Annotated in this window: 8 protein-coding genes; 1 reads left to right on the top strand and 7 read right to left on the bottom strand. The window is 72.3% G+C overall.

The window, feature by feature from the left end:
* Positions 1 to 157: 157 nt before the first annotated feature.
* From modA (CKO43_RS24515) to CKO43_RS24485, 7 genes are all read right to left on the bottom strand, one after another.
* Positions 158 to 904: a molybdate ABC transporter substrate-binding protein gene (gene modA / locus CKO43_RS24515; RefSeq protein WP_200380303.1), complete on the bottom strand. Its 747-nt coding sequence runs from the start codon at positions 902 to 904 to the stop codon at positions 158 to 160.
* On the bottom strand, positions 901 to 1,290 hold the full coding sequence (locus CKO43_RS24510) for a hypothetical protein (RefSeq protein ID WP_200380302.1): 390 nt from the start codon (positions 1,288 to 1,290) through the stop codon (positions 901 to 903). Before CKO43_RS24510 ends, modA (CKO43_RS24515) begins: the two co-directional genes overlap by 4 nt.
* A 189-nt stretch (positions 1,291 to 1,479) precedes the next feature.
* On the bottom strand, positions 1,480 to 2,337 hold the full coding sequence (gene modD / locus CKO43_RS24505) for a ModD protein (RefSeq protein ID WP_200380301.1): 858 nt from the start codon (positions 2,335 to 2,337) through the stop codon (positions 1,480 to 1,482).
* 10 nt (positions 2,338 to 2,347) lie between these two features.
* A complete protein-coding gene (gene modC, locus CKO43_RS24500) occupies positions 2,348 to 3,475 on the bottom strand; it encodes a molybdenum ABC transporter ATP-binding protein (protein ID WP_200380300.1) in 1,128 nt (375 codons plus the stop codon).
* The gene (gene modB / locus CKO43_RS24495) at positions 3,472 to 4,149 is read right to left on the bottom strand and encodes a molybdate ABC transporter permease subunit (RefSeq protein WP_200380299.1); all 678 of its coding nucleotides are present in this window, start codon (positions 4,147 to 4,149) and stop codon (positions 3,472 to 3,474) included. Before modB ends, modC begins: the two co-directional genes overlap by 4 nt.
* 23 nt (positions 4,150 to 4,172) lie before the next feature.
* Entirely contained in the window at positions 4,173 to 4,922 is a 750-nt protein-coding gene (gene modA, locus CKO43_RS24490; RefSeq protein ID WP_200228207.1) for a molybdate ABC transporter substrate-binding protein, read from the bottom strand.
* Between the two features lie 45 nt (positions 4,923 to 4,967).
* Positions 4,968 to 5,789, bottom strand: a complete 822-nt coding sequence (locus CKO43_RS24485; protein WP_200228208.1) for a TOBE domain-containing protein — start codon at positions 5,787 to 5,789, stop codon at positions 4,968 to 4,970.
* Between the two features lie 226 nt (positions 5,790 to 6,015).
* On the opposite strand from CKO43_RS24485, the gene CKO43_RS24480 reads away from it, so the two are divergent.
* Entirely contained in the window at positions 6,016 to 6,447 is a 432-nt protein-coding gene (locus CKO43_RS24480) for a TOBE domain-containing protein (RefSeq protein ID WP_200380298.1), read from the top strand.
* The last annotated feature ends 140 nt before the right edge of the window (positions 6,448 to 6,587 follow it).

Genomic DNA, 6,587 nt, shown 5'->3' with positions numbered 1-6,587 from the left:
GCCAGCCGCGCCGCGCCAGCGCGGCGGCGCAGGCGGTGCCCAGCGTCGCGTGCACCAGCAGCGTCAGCGCCGCCACCTGGGCCGACAGCGCCAGCGCCGAACGCAGCGCCGGCTCGGCGAGCGCGGCGGCGAGTTCGGCGCCGCCCGCCACGCCGGCTCAGAGCCCGTGCCGGCGCAGCAACGCCTGCGCCTCGGGCGTCGCCAGAAAGGCTTCGAGCGCCTTCACTTCGGCCTGCTGCTCGTGGCCGGGCACGACCGCGGCGACGATGCGCACCGGCGAGTAGAGCGCACCGTCGACCGCCAGCCAGCCGCCGATGCGCTCGCGGATGCCGAGCGCGTCGGTCAGGTTGATGAAGCCGGCGTCGACGTCGCCGCTGGCCAGATAGGCCGAGACCTGCGGCACCGTGGCCACCGTGATCAGCCGCGGCTGCAGCGTCGCCGCCAGGCCGCTGCGCTGCAGAAACTCGCTGGCCGCCTTGCCGTAGACCGCGTGCGCCGGGTCGGGCATGGCGATGCGCGCGTAGACCGGGTCGGCGACGTTTTCAGGCCGCGCCGGTGCCGGCGCCGCCTTGGCCCAGGCCAGCACCAGCCGGCCTTCGCCGACCGGGATCAGGCGTGCGCCCTTCAGCACCGGCGCCGTTTCCAGGAAAGCCTGGTCGCCGAGGATCAGCGCGACGCGCCCGCTGCTGGCCGCAAGCGTCAGCACCTGGGCCATGTTGCCGAAAGAAAGCTCCAGCTTGTGGCCGCTGCGGGCCTCGAAAGCCTGCGCCAGCTCGCTCACCGGGCGTTTGTAGCCGGCGCCGGCGGCGACGATGGGCGGCTCGGCGTGCGCCGTCAGCGTCACGGCGGCCAGCAGCGGCAACACGGCGGCCCGCAGGCGGGTGAACAAGGTGTGCGGGTTCATCGGGGCATGGTCTCCGTCAGGTAGTAGCTGGCGTTTTCGGCCGGCGGGCACTGGCCGAAGCTCAGCACCGAGCGGTGCACCAGCCAGCCGCCGTCGCGCAGCCGCCAGGCGGTGGTGCATTCGCTGACCGCGGTCGACTCGACGAAGTCCTCGTCGTCGTCGGAGGCCGGCGCCAGCAGCCGGTGGCGGCTGACGCAGAAGCTCGGGCTGCCGTCGGCGGCATAACCCAGCGTGCGTTCGGCCGGCAGTTCGTCGTCGGCGAAACGTTCGCAGCGCAGCGGCTGCACCACCAGCGGCAGCAGGTCGGGCGGCAGCAGCGTGCTCCAGTCGGCCGGCGGCTGCGGGCTGCAGCAGGGCGGCGGGGACTCGCTTCGAGGCGGGGCCATCGGCATCCTCCTGTGTGCTCAGAAGGGGTGAAAGAACCCGGCGTGCCCCGTCCCGCAGGGGCGAGCCGACAAGCGACCCCGAGGCGCTGCCGGGCGCGCTGCGATCAGCGCCAAGACGTCGTCGCGCCGTCGCACGTTCGGGGTCGTTTGGCGGATCGACGCGGGCATGGCGGGTTCTTTCACACCTTCTTAGGCGACCTCGCTGTCGCCGGGATGGAACTCGACGCGCACGTCGCAAGGCGGCGCGGTGTAGGGGGCCGAGCTGACCAGCAGGTCGGCGCCGGCGGCCGCATAGGCCGCGGCGTTGTCGGCACGCACGCCGCCGGCCACCGCCAGCAACGGCCGGCGCGCCAGCGCCGCCAGGCCTTCGCGGCAGGCGGCGACCTGCTCGGGGCTGAACTTCTCCAGCTGCAGCACGTCGGCGCCGGCTTCGGCCCAGACGGCCGCGTCGTCCCCGCTGCAGACCTCGACGACCAGCTTCTTCTCGGGCTCGGCCGCGTGCAGCCGCGCCACCGTGGCCGCCGGCGCCTCGCGCAGGTAGAGCCGGTGTTCGGGGAAGACGAGCAGCGTCTCCGACAGCCCCAGCCGGTGCAGCGTCGCGCCGCCGGCGCGCACCGCCTTGGCCGACAGCCACTTGGTGCCGGGCACGGTCTTGCGTGTGCAGGCCACCGGCACGCGGCGGCCGTCGTGCTGAGCGGCGGCGACGAGTGCGGCGGTGGCCGTCGCCAGCCCCGAGGCCCATTCGACCAGGGTCTGCGCCGTCTTCCAGGCCGTGTGCAGCGCCGGCACCGGGCCTTGCGCGGCGAGCAGGCGTTCGCCGGCGGCGACGCTGCGCCCGCTGGCGACGAAACGCCGCGCCGACGCGCCGGCGAGCACGAACAGGCGCTCGGCCTCCTCGACGGCGCAGACCGTCATCGCCTGGCGCGCGCGGAACTCCAGCCGCGCTGGCGCGGCGTCGGCCAGCCCCAGCGCCTGCGTCGTCAGGTCGCCGCAGGGCACGTCGTCGTGCAGCAGCGCCAGCAGCAGCGGGTCGGGCAGGGTGTTCATCGTCTGGCCTTCAGGCGAGCAGCGCGACGGCCTTGATCTGGGCCCAGACCTCGCGCCCCGGCGCCAGCTGCAGCTGGTCGCGTGACAGCCGCGTGATGCGCGCCAGCAGCGGCGTGCCGCCGGCGTCCAGGCGCAGCAGCACGTGCGCGGGCGTGTCGGCCGGCGCCTCGGCGACGACGACCGCGGCGACGCGGTTCAGGATCGAGCCGTCGGTCTGCGGCGTCAGCGCCAGGCTGACGTCGCGTGCGCGCACCTGCAGCCGCAGCCGGCGGCCGGCGGGTTCGGCGCCGTGCGCGACCTGCACGCTGCCGCCGGGGAAGGCGATCGTCACCAGGCCGTAGTGCGGGTCGTGCGCCAGCACGCGGCCGTCGATGACGACGCCGGCGTCTTCGGCCTGCGCCGTCGGCAGGTCCAGCCGCGCCATGGTCTCGGCCAGCGGGCCGCTGGCGACGACACGGCCGGCGTCCAGCAGCACCAGATGGTCGGCCAGACGCGCGACCTCGTCGGGCGCGTGGCTGACGTAGAGCATCGGCAGGTCGAGCTCGGCGTGCAGGCGTTCGAGGTAGGGCAGGATCTCGCGCTTGCGCGCCTGGTCCAGCGCCGCCAGCGGCTCGTCCATCAGCAGCAGGCGCGGGCTGGTCAGCAGCGCGCGGGCGACCGCGACACGCTGGCGTTCGCCGCCCGACAGCCGCGCCGGCTTGCGCTCCAGCAGGTGGCCGATGCCCATCAGCGCGACGGCGGCGTCGAAGTCGACACGGCGCTCGGCCGCGGCGATGCGCCGGCGGCCGAAGTCGAGGTTGGCGCGCACCGTCAGGTGCTCGAACAGGCTCGCTTCCTGGAAGACGACGCCGATCGAACGTTTGTGCGTCGGCACGAAGATGCCGCGCGCGTCGTCCTGCCAGCAGTCGCCGCCGACGACGAGGCGGCCGCGGTGGTGTTCCAGCCCGGCGATCGCACGCAGCAGCGTCGTCTTGCCCGAGCCCGAGGGGCCGAACAGCGCCGTCACGCCGCGCCCGGGCAGCGCCAGGTCGGCCTGCAGCCGGAAGCCCGCGTAGTCGACCTCGAAACAGGCCTCGATCGGCGCGCGCGGCTCGGCGGCGCGTGCCACCGCCTGCGCTTCGGGCCGGCCGGCGTTCACGCCCGCCTCCGCGTCGGGTTCAGCGTGTACAGCCCGAGCAGCACGACGAAGGCGAAGATCACCATGCCGGCGGCCAGCACGTGGGCCTGGCCGTACTCCATCGCCTCGACGTGGTCGTAGATCTGCACCGAGACGACCCGCGTGCGTTCGGGGATGTTGCCGCCGATCATCAGCACGACGCCGAACTCGCCGACGGTGTGCGCAAAACCGAGGATGGCCGCGGTCAGGAAACCCGGCCGCGCCAGCGGCACGGCGACGCTGAAGAAGGTGTCCAGCGGGCCGGCGCGCAGCGTCGCCGCGGCTTCCAGCGGGCGTTCGCCCAGCGCCTCGAAGGCGTTCTGCAGCGGCTGCACGACGAAGGGCATCGAATAGAAGACCGAAGCCACGACCAGCCCGGCGAAAGTGAACGGCAGCCGCCCCAGGCCCAGCGACTCGGTCAGCGCGCCGACCGGGCCGTTGGGGCCCATCGCCAGCAGCAGATAAAAACCCAGCACCGTCGGCGGCAGCACCAGCGGCAGCGCGACGACCGCGCCCACCGGCCCCTTCAGCCAGGAGCGGGTGCGCGCCAGCCACCACGCGATCGGCGTGCCGACGACGAGCAGCAGCGCGGTGACCACGGTCGCCAGCTCCAGCGTCAGCCGGATCGCGCCCCAGTCTTCGCTGCTGAACGGCATCGTCGGCACTCCAGGCGCTCAGATCATTCTGCGATCTGGTAGCCATAGGCGCGGATCACCGTGCGCGCCTTCTCGCCCTTCAGATACGCCAGCAGCGCCTTGGCCGCCGGGTTGGCGGCGCCCTTGGCGAGCACGACGGCGTCCTGGCGGATGGGGGTGTGCAGCTTGGCCGGCACGATCCAGGCCGAGCCGCCCTTGAGCGCGCCGTCCTCGAACACCTGCGACAGCGCGACGAAACCCAGCGGCGCGTTGCCGGTGGCGACGAACTGATAAGCCTGGGCGATGTTCTCGCCCTGAACCAGCTTGGGCGTGACGGCGTCGAGCACACCCAGCGCCTTCATCGTCTCGATCGCGGCCAGGCCGTAAGGCGCGGTCTTCGGGTTGGCGATCGACAGGTGGTCGAAGCTGGCGCTCTTGAGCACCGCGCCCTGGTCGTCGACGACGCCGGGCTTGGCGCTCCACAGCACCAACGTGCCGATGGCGTAGGTGAAGCGGCTGCCGGCTGCGGCCTGGCCTTCCTTCTCGAGCTTGGCCGGGGTTTCGTCGTCGGCCGCGAGCAGCACCTCGAAGGGCGCACCGTTCGTGATCTGCGCGTAGAACTTGCCGGTGGCGCCGAAGCTCAGCTTGGCGACGTGGCCGGTGTCTTTCTCGAACTGGGCGGCGATCTTCTGCATCGGCGCGGTGAAGTTCGCGGCGACGGCGACCTGCACTTCATCGGCATGGGCCAGGCTGGCGCTGAACAGCAGGGCGGCGAGGGCGATCGGGTTCTTCATTCAGGGGCTCCGTGGACGGGGGACGGGGAAATACGTGCGGGGCGATCAGTCGTAGGTGGCCAGGATCACCGCCGAGGACTTGAACAGCGCGCCGGCGGCCAGGCCGGGCACCAGGCCCAGCGCCTCGACGCTGCCGTGGGTGACGACGGCGGCGACGCTGCGGCCGCTGGGCAGGGCGATCACGACCTCGTCGTTGACGGTGCCCGGGTGCACCGCGGCGACTTCGCCCCAGAGCTGGTTGCGCGCGGTGACGCGCATGCCGCGGTCGGTGCTCACCAGCACCGAACTCGACTTCACCAGCGCCAGCACCTCCTGGCCTATGGCCAGGCCCAGGTTCTCGGCGCTGGCCTTGGTGATGACGGCGACGATCTCGGTGGCGTCGTCGAGTGCCAGGCGCACCTCGTAGTCGACGCTGCCGTCGCGCAGGCCGACGATGCGGCCGTGGAACTGGTTGCGTGCGCTGGTGCGCATCGACGCCCGTTTCATCAGGTGGCGGAAGGAACGCACGTCGGCCGGGCCGGCGTCGGGCAGGTGGGCGGCGACGCGGTCGAGCACGGTCTGGTACTCGCTCTCCAGCGCGCGGTACATCGCGACGACGCGCCGGCCGTAGTCGGTGAGCCGGGTGCCGCCACCCTGGCGGCCGCCAGTGACACGTTCGACCACCGGCTGCGGCGCCAGGTTGTTCAGCGTGTCGATCGCGTCCCAGGCGGCTTTGTAGGACAGCGGCACGGCTTTTGCGGCCTGGTTGATCGAGCCGTGGCGCTCGATCGCTTCGAGCAGCCGCACCCGGGTTTCGCCGAGCGACGCGCCGCCGTCGGTGTCCAGCGTCATGCGGGCGGCGAAGCGGGGGGTGGCGTCGGTGTCCATGGTGTTCTTTGTATACCCGGGTAGATAGCGAAAGCCGTGCCAGCGGCTGTCGCCCCGCTTCGGCCCCGAGCCGCCGTTGTGCTGGCACCCCGTTATGGTGGCGAAGCCATAAACCTTGGGCCTACATTCAGTCTGCTCGGGTCAGCGTGTCGGGTGCTGGACATTCTATGTACCGAACACTACAAAAAAACCCGTCAGCTTTCAGCATCAACAACAAGGACTCACGATGAAGATCAGCGCACGCAACGTTCTCCGCGGCACAGTCGCCGCCGTCAAAGCCGGCAGCGTCAATGCCGAAATCGCCGTCGATCTCGGTTCGGGCGACCATCTGACGGCCATCGTCACGCTGGGCAGCTGCACCGAACTGGGCCTGGAGCCGGGCAAGCCGGTGGTGGCGCTGGTGAAGGCGCCGTGGGTCATCGTGATGACCGGCGACAGCGAGCTGAAGCTGTCGGCGCGCAACCAGCTCGCCGGCACCGTGACCGCGGTGGAGACCGGCGCCGTCAACGCCGAGGTCGTGATCGCGCTGCCGGGCGGCGCGCAGGTCGCGGCCATCATCACCAAGGAAGCGGTGAAGGAGCTGGGCCTGGCGCCGGGTGTGGCCGCGACTGCGGTCATCAAGGCCTCGCACGTGGTCCTGGGCGTTCCGAAGGCCTGATCGCCTGAACGTCGCCGGGGCCTGGCCCCGGCGTTTCCCCCGAGGCCGGCCGACGCCGGCCTCGCCTACGCTGGCACCCCGCAGGACACCCTGCGCGTGCGCCGGTGGCGCGCACGCCGAATGCCTGCCGCCACCGATGC

The sequence above is a fragment of the Rubrivivax gelatinosus genome, from assembly GCF_016583785.1.
In the GTDB taxonomy this organism is placed as follows: domain Bacteria; phylum Pseudomonadota; class Gammaproteobacteria; order Burkholderiales; family Burkholderiaceae_C; genus Rubrivivax; species Rubrivivax gelatinosus_B.
Note: the sequence above shows the minus strand (reverse complement) of the source record. Positions and strands in the feature narration are given on the sequence as shown.

Coding starts and splice junctions, on each gene's coding strand:
- modD (WP_200380301.1), bottom strand. CDS start 2,337: ATGAACACCCTGCCCGACCCGCTGCTGCTGGCGCTGCTGCACGACGAC.
- modA (WP_200380303.1), bottom strand. CDS start 904: ATGAACCCGCACACCTTGTTCACCCGCCTGCGGGCCGCCGTGTTGCCG.
- modB (WP_200380299.1), bottom strand. CDS start 4,149: ATGCCGTTCAGCAGCGAAGACTGGGGCGCGATCCGGCTGACGCTGGAG.
- CKO43_RS24480 (WP_200380298.1), top strand. CDS start 6,016: ATGAAGATCAGCGCACGCAACGTTCTCCGCGGCACAGTCGCCGCCGTC.
- modA (WP_200228207.1), bottom strand. CDS start 4,922: ATGAAGAACCCGATCGCCCTCGCCGCCCTGCTGTTCAGCGCCAGCCTG.
- CKO43_RS24485 (WP_200228208.1), bottom strand. CDS start 5,789: ATGGACACCGACGCCACCCCCCGCTTCGCCGCCCGCATGACGCTGGAC.
- CKO43_RS24510 (WP_200380302.1), bottom strand. CDS start 1,290: ATGGCCCCGCCTCGAAGCGAGTCCCCGCCGCCCTGCTGCAGCCCGCAG.